Annotated in this window: 16 protein-coding genes and 2 pseudogenes; 12 read left to right on the forward strand and 6 right to left on the reverse strand. The window is 38.9% G+C overall.

Features of this window, described 5'->3' with window-relative positions:
• Positions 1 to 11: 11 nt before the first annotated feature.
• From AB8618_RS06600 to AB8618_RS06625, 6 genes are all read left to right on the forward strand, one after another.
• Positions 12 to 986 (forward strand): transposase, encoded by a 975-nt coding sequence (locus AB8618_RS06600; protein ID WP_413401862.1) that lies wholly within the window; start codon positions 12 to 14, stop codon positions 984 to 986.
• Between the two features lie 636 nt (positions 987 to 1622).
• Positions 1623 to 1967, forward strand: a complete 345-nt coding sequence (locus AB8618_RS06605; protein ID WP_109874716.1) for a DUF6508 domain-containing protein — start codon at positions 1623 to 1625, stop codon at positions 1965 to 1967.
• Positions 1968 to 2037: 70 nt separating this feature from the next.
• Positions 2038 to 2430: a hypothetical protein gene (locus AB8618_RS06610; RefSeq protein ID WP_409425302.1), complete on the forward strand. Its 393-nt coding sequence runs from the start codon at positions 2038 to 2040 to the stop codon at positions 2428 to 2430.
• Positions 2431 to 2591: 161 nt separating this feature from the next.
• Positions 2592 to 3242 carry a membrane protein insertase YidC gene (gene yidC, locus AB8618_RS06615; RefSeq protein ID WP_409425303.1) on the forward strand — a complete coding sequence of 217 codons (651 nt, stop codon included), beginning with the start codon at positions 2592 to 2594 and terminating at the stop codon, positions 3240 to 3242.
• 27 nt (positions 3243 to 3269) lie between these two features.
• Positions 3270 to 3695, forward strand: a complete 426-nt coding sequence (locus AB8618_RS06620) for a GNAT family N-acetyltransferase (RefSeq protein WP_409425304.1) — start codon at positions 3270 to 3272, stop codon at positions 3693 to 3695.
• Between the two features lie 110 nt (positions 3696 to 3805).
• Positions 3806 to 4042, forward strand: coding sequence for a DUF3955 domain-containing protein (locus tag AB8618_RS06625; protein ID WP_409425305.1), 237 nt, complete (start codon positions 3806 to 3808; stop codon positions 4040 to 4042).
• Between the two features lie 12 nt (positions 4043 to 4054).
• On the opposite strand, the gene AB8618_RS06630 is transcribed toward AB8618_RS06625, so the two are convergent.
• Together AB8618_RS06630 and AB8618_RS06635 are read right to left on the reverse strand one after the other, a co-directional pair.
• Complete coding sequence (locus AB8618_RS06630) at positions 4055 to 4687, reverse strand: trimeric intracellular cation channel family protein (RefSeq protein WP_075169453.1); 633 nt, start codon at positions 4685 to 4687, stop codon at positions 4055 to 4057.
• A gap of 290 nt (positions 4688 to 4977) precedes the next feature.
• Positions 4978 to 5993 (reverse strand): annotated as a pseudogene (locus tag AB8618_RS06635) (LacI family DNA-binding transcriptional regulator).
• Positions 5994 to 6285: 292 nt separating this feature from the next.
• Between AB8618_RS06635 and glk the strand changes: the two are divergent.
• The 5 genes from glk (at position 6286) to gap (ending at position 12183) form a co-directional block, all read left to right on the forward strand.
• Entirely contained in the window at positions 6286 to 7284 is a 999-nt protein-coding gene (gene glk / locus AB8618_RS06640; RefSeq protein ID WP_409425307.1) for a glucokinase, read from the forward strand.
• Between the two features lie 29 nt (positions 7285 to 7313).
• Positions 7314 to 8327: a LacI family DNA-binding transcriptional regulator gene (locus tag AB8618_RS06645; RefSeq protein ID WP_010389842.1), complete on the forward strand. Its 1014-nt coding sequence runs from the start codon at positions 7314 to 7316 to the stop codon at positions 8325 to 8327.
• Positions 8328 to 8665: 338 nt separating this feature from the next.
• Positions 8666 to 10516 (forward strand): phosphogluconate dehydratase, encoded by a 1851-nt coding sequence (edd, locus tag AB8618_RS06650; RefSeq protein WP_138604846.1) that lies wholly within the window; start codon positions 8666 to 8668, stop codon positions 10514 to 10516.
• 33 nt (positions 10517 to 10549) lie between these two features.
• Positions 10550 to 11182 (forward strand): bifunctional 4-hydroxy-2-oxoglutarate aldolase/2-dehydro-3-deoxy-phosphogluconate aldolase, encoded by a 633-nt coding sequence (eda, locus tag AB8618_RS06655; protein WP_138569579.1) that lies wholly within the window; start codon positions 10550 to 10552, stop codon positions 11180 to 11182.
• On the forward strand, positions 11179 to 12183 hold the full coding sequence (gap, locus tag AB8618_RS06660) for a type I glyceraldehyde-3-phosphate dehydrogenase (protein WP_010389845.1): 1005 nt from the start codon (positions 11179 to 11181) through the stop codon (positions 12181 to 12183). Before eda ends, gap begins: the two co-directional genes overlap by 4 nt.
• A 284-nt stretch (positions 12184 to 12467) precedes the next feature.
• On the opposite strand, the gene AB8618_RS06665 is transcribed toward gap, so the two are convergent.
• A complete protein-coding gene (locus AB8618_RS06665; RefSeq protein WP_138604844.1) occupies positions 12468 to 12977 on the reverse strand; it encodes a hypothetical protein in 510 nt (169 codons plus the stop codon).
• Between the two features lie 184 nt (positions 12978 to 13161).
• Complete coding sequence (locus AB8618_RS06670) at positions 13162 to 13716, reverse strand: hypothetical protein (RefSeq protein WP_409425312.1); 555 nt, start codon at positions 13714 to 13716, stop codon at positions 13162 to 13164.
• Between the two features lie 223 nt (positions 13717 to 13939).
• Here AB8618_RS06670 and AB8618_RS06675 point away from each other — a divergent pair.
• Positions 13940 to 15063 (forward strand): annotated as a pseudogene (locus AB8618_RS06675) (sterol desaturase family protein).
• A gap of 220 nt (positions 15064 to 15283) precedes the next feature.
• Here the strand turns inward: AB8618_RS06675 and AB8618_RS06680 are convergent.
• Both AB8618_RS06680 and AB8618_RS06685 read right to left on the reverse strand, forming a co-directional pair.
• On the reverse strand, positions 15284 to 15997 hold the full coding sequence (locus AB8618_RS06680) for a YebC/PmpR family DNA-binding transcriptional regulator (protein WP_008110544.1): 714 nt from the start codon (positions 15995 to 15997) through the stop codon (positions 15284 to 15286).
• Between the two features lie 166 nt (positions 15998 to 16163).
• Positions 16164 to 18242 carry a M13 family metallopeptidase gene (locus tag AB8618_RS06685; protein ID WP_409425313.1) on the reverse strand — a complete coding sequence of 693 codons (2079 nt, stop codon included), beginning with the start codon at positions 18240 to 18242 and terminating at the stop codon, positions 16164 to 16166.
• Between the last annotated feature and the right edge of the window lie 13 nt (positions 18243 to 18255).

An 18255-nucleotide genomic window follows, 5' to 3' on the forward strand; every position in this document is an offset into this window, starting at 1 on the left:
CAGGGTGTTCTATGGCAATTGCAAGAAAGCGTCAGGTTAGTTTGGCTGATACGCGATATTATCACTGTATTTCACGTTGTGTACGCCGAGCCTTTTTATGCGGAGAAGACCATTTTACAGGTCAATCGTATGAGCACCGCAGAAGCTGGGTTGAAGATAGGTTACTTGCACTAGCGAAAGTATTTTGCATAGATGTGTGTGCTTATGCTGTAATGAGTAATCACACTCATTTAGTACTGTATGTAGATGATAAAAAGGCCAATAGGCTAAATGACAAAGCCATTATTATTCGTTGGCATAAAGTGTGTAAAGGCACGTTATTAACGCAAAAATACCTGCAAGGTGAAAAACTCACTAAAGCAGAGCTTATCTTTTTCAATCAAACAGTAAAACAATACCGAGAGCGGCTATCTAGCATCAGTTGGTTTATGCGCTTGTTAAATGAAGATATTGCGCGCAAAGCAAATAAAGAAGACAACTGCACTGGTCGATTCTGGGAAGGGCGCTTTAAATCACAAGCCTTGCTAGATGAAGCCGCACTAGCTGCTTGCATGGCGTATGTAGATTTAAATCCAATTAGAGCAAAGATAGCCAGCAGCCCCGAAGAATCAAATCATACCAGCGTGAAAAAGCGATTAGAAAGTGCAGCAACAGGCAAGCAGCCTAAAAGTTTATTACGTTTTGCAGGCTTACCACGCCAAATCATGCCAAAAGGCCTACCTTTTGAACTTAAATCCTATCTTGAACTCGTTGAATTAACAGGCCGTGTTATAAGAGAAGATAAGCGGGGACACATTGACAACATATACCTACCTTTACTAGAGCGAGTCAATATTAGCCCTGAAAACTGGCTGAAATTGACGACACAATTTACGCGTGTGTTCCATGGTGCAGTCGGTAGACCTTCTTCACATGAAAGCTATTGTGAAAATCTAGGAAGAAAGCGGCGAGCAAACATGAGTAACTGCGAAAAATTACTCGCATAGAGTCTAATCAAATAAGTACTTTAACTGCATAGAGCAGGTATTTTCATGTCTGTCATTTAAGTTTTACAACGGTATTTACTTACTTAAAGCTGAAACTAGCCTTTTAAAGTTGCAAGAAACTAAATGCAGAGCTTAATAGTGAATTTTGTGCCACAGGTTAAATAGCAGTTAGAATGGGTGTCATTATATGATCTTCTATCATTTTCATTCTTGATAAACTTAACCGTTTAACTTATTTAAATATAATGAGATGTTTACTTTTTCTGGCCTTAGTCTTTGTTATAAAGGACGGTCGCTTATTTTCTTTTAATATTTTTTCACTCGATAGTGCAAAGTACTTATTGTGGAAGTACCTTGGCGTACTTTACTTTTCTATATGTGTTGTAACTATTGACTATCTTATGGTTAAAAATAAGCAATAGTAAGGCATGTTTCTGTCGTGCTTATTAAATTTTTTGATAAGTGTGATTGTTGTGAATTGAATATTAGGTTTACTGTGTACATTGTTGGTTCAATAAAAATAAAGCTTACACCCATCTTAATTTTTTAGTGATGGGTTTCACGTTAGAGGTGCTGGGTTTGAATTAAGCTAACACCGTGTGTGAGTTATTATGTCTTGTGGTTCATGGAGGGTGTATGTTTTCAAAAAGTGATGTGGAAAAACTTGAAAAAGACTATAGGCGGGCTAAGGAGGCGTTACCGGATATAGAATACTTAGGTGGTTATCCTAAATATCCTGAAGTTATTTATAAATTTATGAATGCTCTATGTGCTCCTCCATGGTTTAAAATTGATTATGACCCACGTGAAGTAAAAAAGATCATGTCCAATATAGATATTGCTTCCCATGATAATTTACGTAATGTACTAACAAATGCGAATCGTATTGAACGTTTTGGTGATGGACAATGGGCTGTACTTTTAGAAGAAGATTTTTTTCCTTTAGTTATATCCCGTGCATACGTACTTACGAAAACCTAAAAAATAATTAACACAACTAAACAAGACACCCATCTTTAATTTTGTTTTTTAATTTAGGTAGTAAGTCGATATGCAAGATTTAGTATACAAATATGGACAAAGAGTTATTTCTTTTCTGATCGTTTTTACATTGCTCGTTAATTGGGAAATGTTTTCAATCATAGGGGCGGTTGGATTGACGCTTGCAAATAACTTGCTAATAATTATATGGATTATTCTTTTATTTACTTCTGCCATAGGGTTATATCTAAAGACAAACTGGGGATTCTTATTCTTTTATCCTGGGGTATTACTGACAACAATTGGTTTCTCTATCCCTCTTATTCCTTTTGTTATTAGTGTTTTTGCATTTGAGTTGAGGCCTTGGATAATGATCGGCATAAACTCGATGCTTTTAATGTTTGCTTTATGGACACATTGGTTAAAGCATGTAATTAATAAACCACCAAAACAAATACACTAGATTTAATAAAATATTTTTAGTCGCGCTGCAATATCCATATGACTAAATATCAGAATCTAAACCACAGTTAAATAGCAACCCATTTTTAGTTAAAAATAAATCATTGACATAATATGTCGTAATGGTTACTTTTAATACATAATATTAAAAGGAAAACTAAAATGGAAATTTGGAGTTTATTTACTGATTTTATTGTGCAATCAATCACCTTTTTTACTCAAGAAGTGGGCGTAAGCCAAGCGGCTGCTATTATTTTGTTTACCATTATTGGACGATTAGTTTTAATGCCGATTAACCTTGTTGCTATGGTTAACATGGTTAGAAATAAAAAAGCAATTGCCGCACTAAAACCTGAGCTAGATAGCATAAAAAGCAACTATAAAGACCAGCCCAGTGAAATCGCAAAATTAACTATGGCACTGTATAAAAAGCATAACATTAAGTTTATTGATAAAAAAAGTGTGATTAATATGGCAAGCCAAGGCGTATTTGGCCTAGGAACTTTTCAAGCTTTGCAACAAATTGTATTTACTAGTAAGTTTGCTTGGATTTCCAGTATTGCAAAGCCTGATATTGCGCTTTCGTTACTAGTGGGGGTTATTACATATTTATCTATGATGATGATGCCTGGTAGCGCAGAGCAAACCAGCACCTTATTGTTCCTAATTCCCGCAATTATTTGTATTGTTACTCTCGTTAATTTCCCTTCTGCAATTGGCTTATACTGGGCTACATCAAGTAGTACTAGCTTGTTGCAGTCATTATTAGTAAATAAATATTTTAAAAACCAGCAGCCGCAGCATGCTTTGTAAAAGTCGCTAAACAAAGGAATGACAATAATGAATATGTGTTATCAACCCACAGCCGATTTAATGGCTTCTGCACAGTTAACCTATACCAATATGCGTGGATATTATGAGCATTATGGTGTTGATTGGCAGCAACTTAAAATATGTGAGCAAATTTCAGACCTTGAAAATTGGGATGTTTTGTTAAATGGCGATGTAGTGGGTGCAATGCGCTTGGCTTTTGATAATGAGGGTTGCTATATACGTGACCTACAAGTAGATGCTGCGTTTCAAAATATGGGGTTTGGTGCAGCAGCAATTAATGAGTGTGCTCGTTTAGCTGTGCTCCGAGGTGCTATGCAACTTAGGCTTCGCGTTTTTAAAATCAGCCCAGCGCACAAGCTTTACACACGCTCGGGTTTCAACATAGTTAAAGAAGATGACAGATTTTATTATATGTCTAAAAGCTTAGTTTAATGACTGTGACTTTTATTTTAAAAAATTAATGTTGCTCAGTCACTGTGGATTAATATTCGCTCATTCAAACTGCTATTACGACAATTTAATAAAATATTTATGGATAGATTATGCGCTTTTTTACAAATAAAACAGCCACATTAAGTGTTTGCTTTTTATTGCTTGGCATGGGTTTTATGCTGATAGAAAACAGTGTGTATCAATATATTGATCATAATGGTGTTCTACATGAAAGCTTGTTTATGCCCTTGAGCATAGTGTGTTTAGCGGCAGGGCTTGTTTTAGGCTTGGCATTTATAGCCCAAAAACTGATTGGGCTATTTTATCGCGATAAAGCAAGCCGTTAATTACTGCTGGTTTTATTGCTCATTGTTTAAATTAGCGGGCTCTAATAAATTAAATGTTGGTAAGCGCCATTTAAAGCGTACCGACGCCATACGAATTAAATAGCCTACCACTAAACTTGCAACCACGCTGATATTGTCATCAATGTTGTAGTGGTGTAGTGCTAAGTATAAACACGCAACAATAAGCGCTACGCTTGCGTAAAGTTCATGATGAAGTACTAATGGCGCTTGGCGACAAATTAAATCACGCAATAATCCACCAAATACACCTGTCACTATGGCTGCGACAACACAAATTCCATAGTGCAAACCCATATTTAGCCCAACTTGGCAGCCAATTATACTAAACGCTGCAAGCCCTAAGGCATCTAGACGCATAAATATGCCTTTAAATTTAACCACCCATTTGGCCAACCAAGTGGTAACAATACCGGCTAGGCAAGTGATCAGTAAATATTCTGGGTGTTTTACCCAAGTCAGTGGGTAGTTACCTAATAAAATGTCTCGCACGCTACCACCACCAATAGCTGTGGCACTGGCTACCAACATAACACCAAACCAATCCATATTTCTGCGTCCAGCGCTAAGAGCACCGGTCATGGCTTCTGCTGTAATACCTATAATATAAACGATGGTTAATAGCATGAGATGATCACTTGAAAATTTAACATGAAAATAAAAGCAGGATTGTAGTGATAAAAACGTGCATTGACGAGTGAAAAATTACATCAAAAACAGCCAGTTTCAGATTAAAAAAACTAATGTGATAGCGAGGTGTGAATAGCCTGTTAATGCAACGAAAGCGCTTGCTCTACTAATAAAAACAAAAAGGACAAATGACCGTAAATAAGCAATAAAACCTGATAAATTTAAGGGCGTCAGGGCGCTATTGCCCTTAATTTTACTACTTTTAAAAAATGGTTTAACTCAATGAATTAACTTGAGCCACGTGCAATTAAACGCGGTGGTAGTAGGGTGCTTTGCACTTGTTCGCCACGGATGAGTTTTAGTAAGTTCTCAACCAACATTTGCCCAGCAATAGTGGTATTTTGTTCTATGGTTGTCAGCGGCGGGTTAATGTAACTGGCAATAGATATATTATCAAAGCCGATTACGGCTACATCTTTTGGTACGTTAATATTAGCTTCTTTAAGCGCGCGTATTGCGCCTATGGCAATCAAATCGCTGGCAGCAAAAAGTGCATTAAAAGTAATGTTATTAGCAATTAAAGAACGAGTGGCATGATAGCCAGATTCTTCGGTAGAAATTGCATTGGCAATTTTACGTTCATTGAGTGTAATACCATTTTGTTGTAACGCCTCTTTAAAGCCATTAAAGCGGGCAAAAAACTCGGGACTATGATCAGACGCATCGCCTATAAACGCGCAATCTTTGCGATTATGAGCCAACAAATGCTCAGCAACGAGCTTTCCGCCTCCATAGTTGTCGCAGCTTATGGTTAAGTCGGGGCGGTTATCAACACTTGCTCCCCAGCAAACAAACTTGGTGTTTTGTTCAAGCAAAGTATTAAATTTAGGCTGAAAGTCTATATAGTCGCCATAACCTAATAAAATGATGCCATCTGCTCGGTGACTGTCTTCATAGTCTGCCTGCCAATCAGCACTTGCCGATTGAAATGACACAAGTAAATCATAACCCTCTTTAGCGCAGGCACGAGTAATACTGCCTAGCATGGCTAAAAAAACGGATTTATTTGCGATTCGTCAGAGGTAGGGTCTTCAAACAACAATAACGCAAGGGTGCTGCTTTGTTGAGTGCGTAAGTTACTGGCGTTTTTATCAACTTTGTAATTAAGCTTTTTGGCAATGTCATGAACTCGTCTTCGGGTTTCATCATTTACCAAAGGACTATTTCGTAAAGCACGAGAAACTGTAGATTGAGACACCCCAGCATAATGGGCTATATCAAATGAGGTGGCTTTACCTTTCATCACGATTACTTACTTAAGAGGACAATAAGGGGCTATTCTCGTTTATTAATGATTTTTTTCAAGCTTATTTGTCAATAAAGGCATTTTTTTATTGATTTTAACATGACACCGGTGTCACAATGACGGCGTTTTATCATTTTGTTGTCAAAACGTATTAGCTACCTTTATTATTAAAGGTAGCATTTTTTTACAGTGATAGCTGCTTTGAGGTGATAGCTCAAAGTAAATAAGTATCAATGGATACCCCATTAAAATAATAAGTACTCATTACTTAAACAAAAGAGATAACACTATGGGTTTACACTCTAGCACACACTTTGAGCCTATTCTGGTTGCCGATATAGGCGGTACAAACGCCCGTTTTGCATTGATAACTGGGTTCGACGAATCGAGTAATCAATTTACCATTGAACATAACCATACGTTTCCAAGTGCTAGTTATGGATCACTCGAAAGTGCCACTGAGTATTATTTATCAACAGTGTCTCATATAAATCCTAAACGTGCATGTCTTGCCGTAGCAGGTCCAATTAACGCAGGCCAAGTTCACTTAACTAACTTAGGTTGGCACTTTAGCGTTAATGATATTAAACATCATTTTGACTTTGAACAATTAAGCATAATAAACGACTTTGCTGCTTTTGCTTATGCTGCTCCGTACTTAGACCTTTCTCGAAACGTAACGGTTAAACCTGGCCAAGCAGATGACACTGCTAATATTGGTGTAATGGGACCAGGTACAGGCTTTGGTGCTGCGTGTTTAGTGCGTACAGCACATTCGTGTGCGGTAATGAGCTCAGAAAGCGGCCATATTTCACTGTCGGCCGTAAACGAACTTGACGCTCAACTTATTCAAGAGCTTAAAAAAGACCACCCACATGTATCGGTAGAAACGGTGTTTTCTGGCCCAGGCATTGCTCATTTATATAAAGCTATGGCGGCGGTTAAAGGGGTGGCTGCAAAAAATTTAGATGCGGCGCAAATTAGCAGCTTAGCCAATAGCGGTGAATGTGAAGTGTGTGACGCAACCCTTAATCAGTTTTGCGATTGGATTGGCAGTGTTGCTGGCGATTTGGCGCTTGCTTATGGCGCTCTTGGTGGGCTTTACATTGGTGGTGGCATATTACCAAGAATGCAGGCTCGTTTACTAGAAAGCCGTTTTATTGAGCGTTTTTTACAAAAGGGCATTATGTCGCAATATACAGGCCAAATTCCGGTCACTTTAGTAACACAAGACAACATTCCTTTAATTGGTGCTGCCGCGTGTTTGCATACGAGTCAACAGGTTTAATTACGTTGCATACATTTGGAAATAAATAGATGAAAAAAGTCACTATAAATAGCGTTGCCAGTTATGCCGGTGTATCTAAAAAAACAGTATCGCGCGTATTGAATAACGAACCAAATGTGAGTGCGGCCACACGTGAAAAAGTATTAGCGGTATTTAAAGAGCTTGATTACACACCTAATCCCATTGCTCGAGGACTTGCACAAAACCGTAGTTTTATTATTGGTTGCTTATACGACAATCCAAGTAAAAGTTATATTACCCGTGTGCAAACAGGCGCATTAGCTGCATGCCAAGAAAACAACTATAACTTGCTGATTCACCCTTGTGAGCTCAGAGGTGATGCACTCATTAACAACATAGAGCAGCTATTGCAGTCATCACGGCTTGATGGTTTAGTGCTTACGCCGCCATTTTGTGACTTTTCAGAGTTGGTTGATTTTTTAAAGTCTAAAAAAATTCCTTATGCTCGAGTGGCTTCTGCTATTTTAGAAGATGACTCTATTTCTGTTACCAGTAATGACGAGCAGGGCGCATTTGAAATTACCGAACATTTAATAAACTTAGGGCATACCTCTATCGCGTTTATTAAAGGTCACCCAGATCACAGTGCTACACAGCAACGTTTTAAAGGCTACAGGCGCGCACTAGCAAGCCATGGTATTGAATTTAACGAACGCTTAGTTGAAGAGGGTAACTTTAGTTACCATTCAGGGGTAGACAGTGCCCGTAGTATTTTAGATTTATCGCCACGCCCTACGGCTGTATTTGCATCGAATGATTACATGGCAGCAGCCGTGCTTAAATTAGCTACACAGCGTAATTTACGTGTACCAGATGACATTTCTATTGCTGGCTTTGATAACGCTCCCATAGCGCGTCATATTTGGCCAGGCCTAACGACTATAGCGCAACCTGTAGAAGAAATGACTAAACAAGCTGTTACCCAGTTAATTACCCACATTATTGAGCCGCAAGAGTCGCCTTACAAAGTGATTTTAGAAGCAAAATTAATCACGCGTGAGTCAACCGCAGCCGTAAAATAAAAACCGCTTTTTCACAGTAGCCCGAGTATGAGTGACGCTTACTCGGGCTTTTTTTATCTGCATTTTTGATTTTCATTATTTGCCGCTGGTATTTCACTAAAAATTCACGTTTATTTATTGTACATGTTAAAAAAAGGACTATTTTTATTACTCAGGGTTGACACCGGTGTCAGTGTCATGCGTTAATACCCTGACACCGGTGTCAGGGTTGTTGTGAGAGGCTCCCTGGTAGCGTACCTTTGAACGGGTAAGTCAAAGATGCTCAGTACAGTTATTTTCGTGGAGTCTATAATTGTTACTGAGCCTTTATCCTCTAACGAATAGAGATGAGTAAAATTATGTTGCACCCTCGAATTCAAGAAGTCACAGAACGCGTTATTGAGCGCAGTAAACAAACCCGTCAAGCCTATTTAGATCGTATTTCGCACGCAAAAAAACAAACAAGAGTTCGTGCTGGTTTAGGCTGTGGCAATATTGCCCATGTTATGGCTGCGTGCAGTAGCGATGACAAAGCGCGTTTAAAAGCAGATGAGGTGCCAAACCTTGCAATTATTAATTCATACAACGACATGTTATCTGCGCATGTGCCTTACAAAGAATACCCAGATTTAATTAAAAGCATTGCCACTAAATTTGACGCAACCGCGCAAGTTGCTGGAGGTGTTCCTGCGATGTGTGATGGCGTTACCCAAGGGCGTGACGGCATGGAACTATCGCTTTTCTCTCGTGATGTTATTGCTATGTCTACTGCGGTTTCGTTATCGCATGACGTGTTTGATGGTGTGTTTTGTTTAGGTGTATGTGACAAAATTGTTCCAGGCTTATTAATTGGCGCTTTATCATTTGGCCATTTGCCTGTGTATTTTTTACCAGCAGGACCAATGCAGTCAGGTATTCCAAACAAAGACAAAGCGCGTATTCGTCAAAAGTTTGCACAAGGCTTAGTGTCACGTGAAGAGCTATTAGAGGCAGAAAGCGCATCTTATCACAGTGCCGGTACGTGTACATTTTATGGCACTGCAAATTCAAATCAAATGCTTATGGAAATTATGGGCTTACACCTACCAGGTAGCTCGTTTATCAATCCATACACAGAATTGCGTGATGGCTTAACGGGTAATGCCGTTGAGACCATGCTTAAGCAGCTTACAGAAAACAAAGATGGCCCGTGTTTAGCGGATGTGATCAGCGAAAAAACCATTATTAATGGCCTGGTTGGTTTGCTATCAACCGGTGGCTCAACCAATCATGCAATCCATATTGTGGCAATTGCAAAAGCGGCTGGTATTCAGGTTACGTGGAAAGACATGTCTGATTTATCAGCAGTTGTACCATTACTGACGCGTATTTACCCTAATGGCTCAGCTGATGTAAACCATTTCCAAGCAGCTGGCGGTATGGGCTTCTTAATGCGTGAATTAGCAGGTGCTGGTTATCTTCACACAGATGTAACCACTATTTTAGGCGAAGGCCTTGCACCTTACATGTGTGAGCCACTGCTTGATAAAGACGATAACTTGATTATGAGTGATGCCAATGGCCCAAGTAAAGTTAAATGGGTTGCGTGTCCAGAAAACTCACATGATGAAGAAGTACTTCGCCCTGTAAATAATCCATTTAGTAAGCAAGGTGGTTTACAGCTATTAACGGGCAACTTAGGTAAAGCCGTTATTAAAGTCTCTGCTGTTGCAGAATCGCATCAAGTGGTGTCGGCGCCAGCTAAAGTATTTAGCTCTCAAGGTGAGTTACAAGATGCTTATAGCCGTGGTGAACTTAACCAAGATTTTATTGCTGTTCTTAAAGAGCAAGGCCCTAAAGCTAAAGGTATGCCAGAGCTTCATAAGCTCACGCCGGTAATGGCAACATTACAAGATCAGGGTTATAAAGTGGCCATAGTTACCGACGGACGTATGTCGGGTGCATCAGGCAAAGTACCAGCGGCAATCCACTTAGCACCTGAAGCGGTAGAAGGTGGCATTATAGCTAAAATCCATGAAGGCGATATTGTTACTTTAGATGCGCCAAATGGTATTTTAAAAGTGCATGTAAGCGACGAAGAGCTTGCACAGCGTGAGCTACAAATTAGCCAAGCAAGCCAAACATTTGGTACAGGCCGTGAATTATTTACTGGATTTAGAAATATCGTAAGCAGTGCCGATTTAGGTGCAAGTGCTTTTGGACTTGAATAATAATTAGCCATATTGGGTAATGAGGAACAAGTAATGAGTATTGAAAAAATCTTAGCATCGGCACCCGTTGTGCCAGTGGTGGTAATCGAAAAATTAGAAGATGCTGCACCACTTGCAAGAGCGTTGTATAACGGTGGCTTAAAAGCACTTGAAATTACACTGCGTACACCAATTGCTGCACAAGCTGTAAAGTTAATGAAAGCTGAAGTACCAGAGGCATATGTGGGCACTGGCACGGTGGTTGATAAAGCAAGCTTTAACGCGTCAGTAGAAGCGGGCGCTGACTTTATGGTGAGCCCTGGTGTAAGTGATGAACTGTTAGCATTGGCAAAAGAGTCAACTATCCCTTTTTTACCCGGTGCAGCTACCCCAAGCGAAGTGATGAACTTGGCAGCGCATGGCTTTAAATTTTTAAAGTTTTTTCCTGCAGAAGCCGCAGGCGGTACAGCGATGATTAAGTCGATTGGCGGCCCATTACCTGATATTACTTTTTGTCCAACTGGTGGCATTAGTTTAGCGACTGCCCCTAATTACTTAGCACTTAACAATGTTATTTGCGTAGGTGGTACGTGGATGTTAGATAAACAACTTATTGAAAATAAAGACTGGCAAGCCATTGAAACGCTTGCTCGCCAAGCATGTGAAGTTAATAGGAGTCAAAAATGATTAATGTAGCAATTAATGGCTACGGCCGTATCGGTCGTAATGTATTGCGTGCACTGTACGAATCAGCGCAAAATAATGAAATTAAAATTGTGGCTATTAACGATTTAGCCCCAGCCAATGTAAATGCTCATCTGACTCAGTTTGACTCAGTACATGGTCGTTTTTCACAGCAAGTAACACTTAAAGATAACACTATGCTAATTGGCGATGATGTGATCACGCTAACGCAAGAGCGTGACCCTGCTAATTTACCGTGGAAAGAACTAAACGTTGATATCGTACTTGAATGTACGGGGTTATTTACTTCTCGCGAAGCAGCTAATAAGCATATTGAAGCGGGCGCGAAAAAAGTAGTGGTATCGGCTCCTGGTACAGATATGGATGCTACAGTAGTACACGGTGTAAATAGCGATGTAATTAATGCCGATAGCAACATTATTTCTAATGCTTCATGTACAACCAATTGTTTAGCGCCTGTTGCTAAAGCAATTAACGATACAGTAGGAATTGAACAAGGTAGCATGACCACCATTCATGCTTACACTAACGATCAAAACTTATCTGACGTATACCACCCAGATTTATACCGCGCGCGCAGTGCAACTCAATCTATGATCCCAACTAAAACGGGTGCTGCAAAAGCGGTTGGATTAGTTCTGCCTGAACTTGCCGGTAAACTAGATGGCATGGCGGTACGTGTACCAACCATTAATGTGTCGTTAGTTGATTTAACATTTATTGCTAAGCGTGACACAAGTATTGAAGAAATTAACCAAGTAGTTAAAGATGCTGCGTTTGGCTCTATGAAAGGTATTTTAGAGTACAACGAGCTGCCGCTTGTTTCTATCGACTTTAACCATAACCCAGCATCATCAATTTTTGATGCAACGCAAACGCGTGCTGATGGTAAATTAGTTAAAGTAATGGCGTGGTACGACAACGAATGGGGTTTCTCAAACCGCATGTTAGATCAAGTTAAAGCGCTGGGTGCTTATTTATAATTTTTCCGTGTAGTTAAATTTTACTTTATCCAGCCAAGCCACGCACTGCGTGGCTTTTTTTGTTGTCGTGAACCTAAATATAAGCTGAGAGGAATAAATGCTAAAACCTAAAAAGAAATATATAAGGCTATTTTTTCCATATCTTAAAAAGAATTCGACATACTAAAATTGGAAATACACTTACGAGTCCATAAAACATAGCTTGCCTAGTATCAGCTGAAGATGAAAACCAGTGATAAGTCATTGCAATAAATATAAATAGATAAATGAGTAAATTAAGTAGTTTATTCATTTTTATTATCGCAAACATTTTTAATTTGAGCTGAGATTTTGGTTAACTCATTCATAACTTTTGATATATTCGCAGATTTGATATTTGTCGATATAATTGTTTTCAAAAAATAATTATTCAAGTTGCTATTGATTTGAATTAAAAATAAATCGAAAGTATCGCTTTGCTGAAATACCGCTTTAATTATCCTTTGGTGTCCATGTAATATTTTTATATCAGTCATAACTTCAGTCTCATAAAAAAGCATATCTTCTAAAGTGTTTTTTTGATATGAATTTAAAATGCTTTTGTAGATTGATACTGGTTTATTACTAAGATCAATATCACTTTCCAAAAGCCTATTTTCTCTTAATGGCCAAATACTCAAATTATATGATGTTTTTTCTGAAGTTATTTGTTCAGAATATAAAGGTACTTTGTGAGAGTTGTAGTTACATTTAGCGTATGCATTATCGAGATAAAAAATGCTAAGAAATAAAGCTATTAGGATTCTTACACTCATTTTATTGGCTTATTCTCTTCTGTCTTTAAACAAGACAGATAATTTAAGTAAATAAAAATAACCACTAACGAACTAAAAAATACAATGTCTTCTTGGAGATTATTCATTGTAAAATTCCACGCTAGAAGCATCAACATGGTCATACAAAATGTTAATAGTATGTGAGCAGTAAAAGTTTTCATGATTAAGGTTGAATATTTATTGTTCTAATTGAGCTTCGACGTTGAATTTCATTATTTACTTTTGATAGCTCTGATTTATTAAATAATACAGTACCCCAAATGACGAGAGTAACGACTCCACCTTTGGTCACTTTTCTATTACTCCAAAGCTTTACTAATAAATCCTTTCCACTTAAAGCCGAGGCTCCAACACCAATATATGATGCAAAGTTATCAACTTGACTATGAAAATACTGATCAGCTATAAGTTCTTCCGTTGTAAAAGACCATATGCCCCAATCCTTATTAACGAATGTAGGCTCAACAGCTATTGATATAAGCTTCGCTTTTAACGCCCCATTTGGTACGGATCTAATTAAAGTCATTGCTTCTATTTTTTGATGACGGTCTAAGTGCCTATAAAGAATTGCACCACATATAGCCTCCACTTCATTTTGACCACCATCTTTGACTAAGGAGAAAGGTATTTTAACTATATTTGAAAGTATTCTGAGTTGCCCATTTAAGTTGTTTGGTAAATTGTATGGAAGATTACTAATAGAAAATGATGATGACATTTTTATTCCTTTAAAAATATAATATAAAGAAATGTTACTTAATAATACATGTTAGGTCAACAGCCAAAATCAAATTAAAACAACTACTCTACTTTTTTGTACAAAATATCCGAATGGTAGTAATTAATAAGTAGTTTCTATTTGTAAGGGAAAATAATCTTAGGATTTTAGCATTTAGTAGCGAATATTCTATTCTAGCGAAAAATTGAAAAAGGATAATTCAATACTTAGTCATATACTCCGCCGCTTATTTCGTACCAGCCACCTGCAAATAGGTGAGGGTAATATCAGCGGTTATATTGCTTGCTTTTTGGCAATATTAAGTTGCTTAGGAGTGCTTGCATTCCACTTTCCGGAATATTTAACGACTCCAGAATTACGCAAAAGCTATAGCGTCGACTTTTTACGTCAGCTCATGTTTGTTGCTCTTATTATTTCCGGTAGCTTAGGGTTACTTAATTTTGTACGAAATACGAATAAGCGTTTGGGTGCCACTGCGTGGTTTTTTATTATACTGGCCATTAGCTTTGGTGGCCCGAATGTTGAAGTGAATGACTTTGCAGATAACACTCCTTATATTGGCCTAGATTGGTTTATATTAGACTTACTAGGCTCTACCTTAATTTTTATTTTAATTGAAAAACTACTTCCGCATCGAAAAGAGCAAAAATACTTCGTAGTGAATGGCGCGGGGATTTAAACCACTTCTTTGTTAATCACTTAATAGTGGGTTTTGTATTACTGGTTACTAATCATTTTGTGCATTATGGTTTTGGTTGGGCGGTTTCGAGCACACTGCAAGCTTACATAGCGCAAATGCCGTTTATACTACAGCTATTTTTAATTATTTTGGTGGCTGATTTAATGCAGTATTGGACGCATCGTGCGTATCACGAAGTGCCATTTATGTGGCGATTTCATGGTGTGCATCACAGTGCCAAAGAAATGGATTGGCTAGCGGGCTCCCGTCAGCATATTTTAGAAATACTGATCACCCGTAGTTTAGTGCTAACCCCTATATTTGTGCTGGGGTTTTCACAGCAAATAATCAGCTTATATGTAATTATTGTTGGTTTTCAAGCCGTATTTAATCATGCAAACGTGAATGTAAAATTTGGGTGGTTAAAATATTTTATGGTAACTCCGCAGTTTCACCATTGGCATCACGCATCCGATAAAGCGGCCATTGATCGAAATTATGCAGCCCACTTCTCGTTTTTAGATTATTTATTTGGTACTGCGGTAAAAGGCCAAGCAGAGTGGCCTAAAGAATATGGTGTTGTCGGGGACTACATGCCTGTAGGTATGTTAAAGCAACAAATTTACCCGTTTAAAAAACAAAAATAGTCTGTAGTTTTAGATTGTGGCCACAAGATCCATGGCCGCATACAACTATAAAAGCCAACAGACCCTAGTTGTGAGGGGTTATTAATTAACTAATCCATTCTACAAATAACAAAAAGGCCAACTAAGTTGGCCTTTAAACATAACCTATCGCAAGTAAACTCAACGCAGTTGTCGCTGAAGATAGATTTACTATCCAGAGCTCAGATTATTTGCTTAACGATTAAAATTGAGCGTTGTGGTAAACGTTTTGTACGTCGTCACAATCTTCAAGCATGGCTAAAAAGCGCTCCATAACTTCAACGTCTTCGCCTTCAATAGGGGCTTCAACTTGAGGTACAAAGGCAATTAAGTCTTCGTCAAATTCTGTCACACCCATTTCTTCAAGTGCTGTGCGGGTATTGTTGTATTCAGTGTGCGGTGCAAATACGGTTACTTTGCCGTCTTCTACTTCAACGTCGGTAACATCAACATCTGCCATCATCAGCGCTTCAAGTACGGTTTCATCGTCGTCACCGTCAAATACAAAAATAGCAAGGTGATCAAATAAGTGTGATACCGAATTTTGTGCGCCAATTTTAGCGTTTGCTTTGGTAAAACATACACGTACATCAGCAAAAGTACGTTTGTTGTTGTCGGTTAAACAATCAACAATAATCATGCAATTACCTGGGCCGTAACCTTCATAACGCGTGGCTGCATAGTCTTCACCGCCGCCGCCTTTAGCTTTATCAATGGCGCGTTCAATTACGTGAGCCGGTACTTGGTCTTTTTTAGCACGTTCAATTAAACGACGTAGTGCTAGGTTTCCGTCTGGATCAACACCGCCATTTTTAGCACAAATATAAATTTCTTTACCGTATTTTGAATAAACTTTAGTTTTAGCACCCGCAGTTTTAGCCATTGAATCTTTTTTGTTTTGGTAAGCTCTTCCCATCTGCGTTTCGCCTTAATATGTATAAATAATTGATAAAAATTTGCAAGCCCATATTCTAAAGGTAAATGCCGGGCAGGGCTAGTAAGTATTGTTAGTAGCCAAAAATAAAACAACCCGCATAAGCGGGCTGTTTATTTGTTACAAACGATGAACGGTTGTCAGGGTATTACCAAATACGAACGCGTTCTTCTTCTGGTAGGTACAACTCATCACCTGGTTTTACATCAAATGCTTTATACCAAGCGTCGTGGTTACGAGGTGCTTGTGCTCTAAAGCGACCTGGTGCGTGAGTACCACCACGTAATTGGTTTAACATGCTTTGCTCAGTACGTTTTTCTTTCCATACTTGTGCCCATGCTAAGAAGAAACGTTGATCGCCGGTTACACCATCAATTACCGGTGCTTCTTTACCATTTAGGCTTAGTTTGTAAGCATGATAAGCCATGGCTAAACCACCCACATCACCAATATTTTCACCTAAGCTGTTGCGGCCATTTACAAAGTTACCTGGAATTGGTTCGTATTTGCTGTACTGAGCTGCCAGTTTGTCAGCTTTGGCATCAAAAGCAGCACGATCTTCATCAGTCCACCAATTACGTTGTATGCCGTTAGCGTCAGATTTTGAGCCTTGATCATCAAAACCATGGCCCATTTCGTGGCCAATCACAGCGCCAATGCCACCGTAGTTTACTGCTGGATCTGCATTTGGATCGAAAAACGGTGGTTGTAATATAGCGGCAGGGAATACAATTTCGTTAAATGAACTATTGTAGTAAGCGTTAACACGTTGTGGTGTCATGCCCCAACGATTACGATCGGTCTTTTTCAGCTCTTTTTCTACGCTGTCGGCTTGGAAAAACTCACGCATATTTTTTACATTAGTCATTAAATCATTGTTGCTAATGCTTAAGCCTTCATATGATTGCCATTCATCTGGGTAACCAATTTTTGGTACAAATGCCGCTAATTTTGCACGCGCATTTACTTTTGTTTCTACACCCATCCAATCTAAGTTATCAATACGCTCACCAAGGGCTGTGCGTAAGTTTTCAACTAGTTCAGACATTTGTTGCTTAGATGACTCAGGGAAATAACGAGCTACGTAAATTTTACCAATTGCAAAGCCTAATGAGCTAGTGCCAGACATTTGGCTGATAGCGCGTTTCCAGCGTGGACGTGGCTCTTGCTGACCATTCAATTCTTTACCAAAAAAAGCAAAGTTGGTGTTAAATATCTCTTCAGACAACAGCCCTGCGTTACCATTAATTGCATGATACGTTAGGTAGTCTTTCCATACGCTTAAATCTTCGTTATTGATTAAGTCAATCATGGCTTTAACAGGTTCAGGCTGCGATACGTTTAATTGTGGTACTTTATAACCTGTTTGTGCAAAGTATAAATCCCAGTTAAATCCTGGGTATTGCGCACTTAACTCATCACGTTTTACTTGGTTTAGGGTTAAATCACGATTACGGCGTTTTTCACGTGGCCAATGACCTTCTGCAATTTTGGTTTCAAGCGCTAAAATCGCTTGTGCACGCTCTGTGGTATTATCAACCCCTGCAAATTTAAGCATATCGGCAATATGTGCAACATACGCTTCACGGGTTTTTACAAAACGTTCTGCATCTTCAAGGTAGTAAGAACGATCAGGTAAACCTAAGCCACCTGCACCTAATGACATTTCGTATTTATTGGGATCTAAACGGTTAAACCACATACCGCCACCAAGTGGTGCACTTACACCCGTAAGCCAAGATTGGCCAAATACTTTTGCCAAATCATCAGTAGAGGCAACCGAATTAATGTCGTTAAGCAACGGCTTAATTGGCGTGATACCTAGTTTATTAAGCGTCTCGGTATCCATGTACGAGTTATAAAAGTCAGCGACCAGTTGCTCTTCGGCGTTTAAGTTTTCACGTGCTGCAATGTCTTCAATAATTTCTTTAACGCGATCTTCACTGCGCTCAGCTAGCGCAGAGAATGCACCGTAACGGGTTTTATCTGCTGGCATTTCATAGTTGTCGTACCATGAACCACTGGCGTACATGAAGAAATCGTCGCCTGGTTTTACAGCTTCGTTACGCGCAGTTAAATCAACCCCAAACGTGCCTAATTCGGCTTGCTCTGTTGCTTGTGGCTTTTCTGCAACTGCTGCTACTTGCTCAGTTTTTGTTGTTTGTGGCTCAGAACAGCCAGTAATAAATGTGGCAGCGAGCGCCGCTGCAATTAAACTCTTTTTCATTATTTTCCCCTAT

This window comes from Pseudoalteromonas sp. RW-H-Ap-1 (assembly GCF_048318575.1).
Taxonomy (GTDB): domain Bacteria; phylum Pseudomonadota; class Gammaproteobacteria; order Enterobacterales; family Alteromonadaceae; genus Pseudoalteromonas.

What these genes read in the sequence shown, in the direction of transcription:
- AB8618_RS06600 (WP_413401862.1), top strand. Translation starts at nt 12, where the DNA reads ATGGCAATTGCAAGAAAGCGTCAGGTTAGTTTGGCTGATACGCGATAT.
- AB8618_RS06605 (WP_109874716.1), top strand. Translation starts at nt 1,623, where the DNA reads ATGTTTTCAAAAAGTGATGTGGAAAAACTTGAAAAAGACTATAGGCGG.
- AB8618_RS06610 (WP_409425302.1), top strand. Translation starts at nt 2,038, where the DNA reads ATGCAAGATTTAGTATACAAATATGGACAAAGAGTTATTTCTTTTCTG.
- yidC (WP_409425303.1), top strand. Translation starts at nt 2,592, where the DNA reads ATGGAAATTTGGAGTTTATTTACTGATTTTATTGTGCAATCAATCACC.
- AB8618_RS06620 (WP_409425304.1), top strand. Translation starts at nt 3,270, where the DNA reads ATGAATATGTGTTATCAACCCACAGCCGATTTAATGGCTTCTGCACAG.
- AB8618_RS06625 (WP_409425305.1), top strand. Translation starts at nt 3,806, where the DNA reads ATGCGCTTTTTTACAAATAAAACAGCCACATTAAGTGTTTGCTTTTTA.
- AB8618_RS06630 (WP_075169453.1), bottom strand. Translation starts at nt 4,687, where the DNA reads ATGCTATTAACCATCGTTTATATTATAGGTATTACAGCAGAAGCCATG.
- glk (WP_409425307.1), top strand. Translation starts at nt 6,286, where the DNA reads ATGGGTTTACACTCTAGCACACACTTTGAGCCTATTCTGGTTGCCGAT.
- AB8618_RS06645 (WP_010389842.1), top strand. Translation starts at nt 7,314, where the DNA reads ATGAAAAAAGTCACTATAAATAGCGTTGCCAGTTATGCCGGTGTATCT.
- edd (WP_138604846.1), top strand. Translation starts at nt 8,666, where the DNA reads ATGTTGCACCCTCGAATTCAAGAAGTCACAGAACGCGTTATTGAGCGC.
- eda (WP_138569579.1), top strand. Translation starts at nt 10,550, where the DNA reads ATGAGTATTGAAAAAATCTTAGCATCGGCACCCGTTGTGCCAGTGGTG.
- gap (WP_010389845.1), top strand. Translation starts at nt 11,179, where the DNA reads ATGATTAATGTAGCAATTAATGGCTACGGCCGTATCGGTCGTAATGTA.
- AB8618_RS06665 (WP_138604844.1), bottom strand. Translation starts at nt 12,977, where the DNA reads ATGAGTGTAAGAATCCTAATAGCTTTATTTCTTAGCATTTTTTATCTC.
- AB8618_RS06670 (WP_409425312.1), bottom strand. Translation starts at nt 13,716, where the DNA reads ATGTCATCATCATTTTCTATTAGTAATCTTCCATACAATTTACCAAAC.
- AB8618_RS06680 (WP_008110544.1), bottom strand. Translation starts at nt 15,997, where the DNA reads ATGGGAAGAGCTTACCAAAACAAAAAAGATTCAATGGCTAAAACTGCG.
- AB8618_RS06685 (WP_409425313.1), bottom strand. Translation starts at nt 18,242, where the DNA reads ATGAAAAAGAGTTTAATTGCAGCGGCGCTCGCTGCCACATTTATTACT.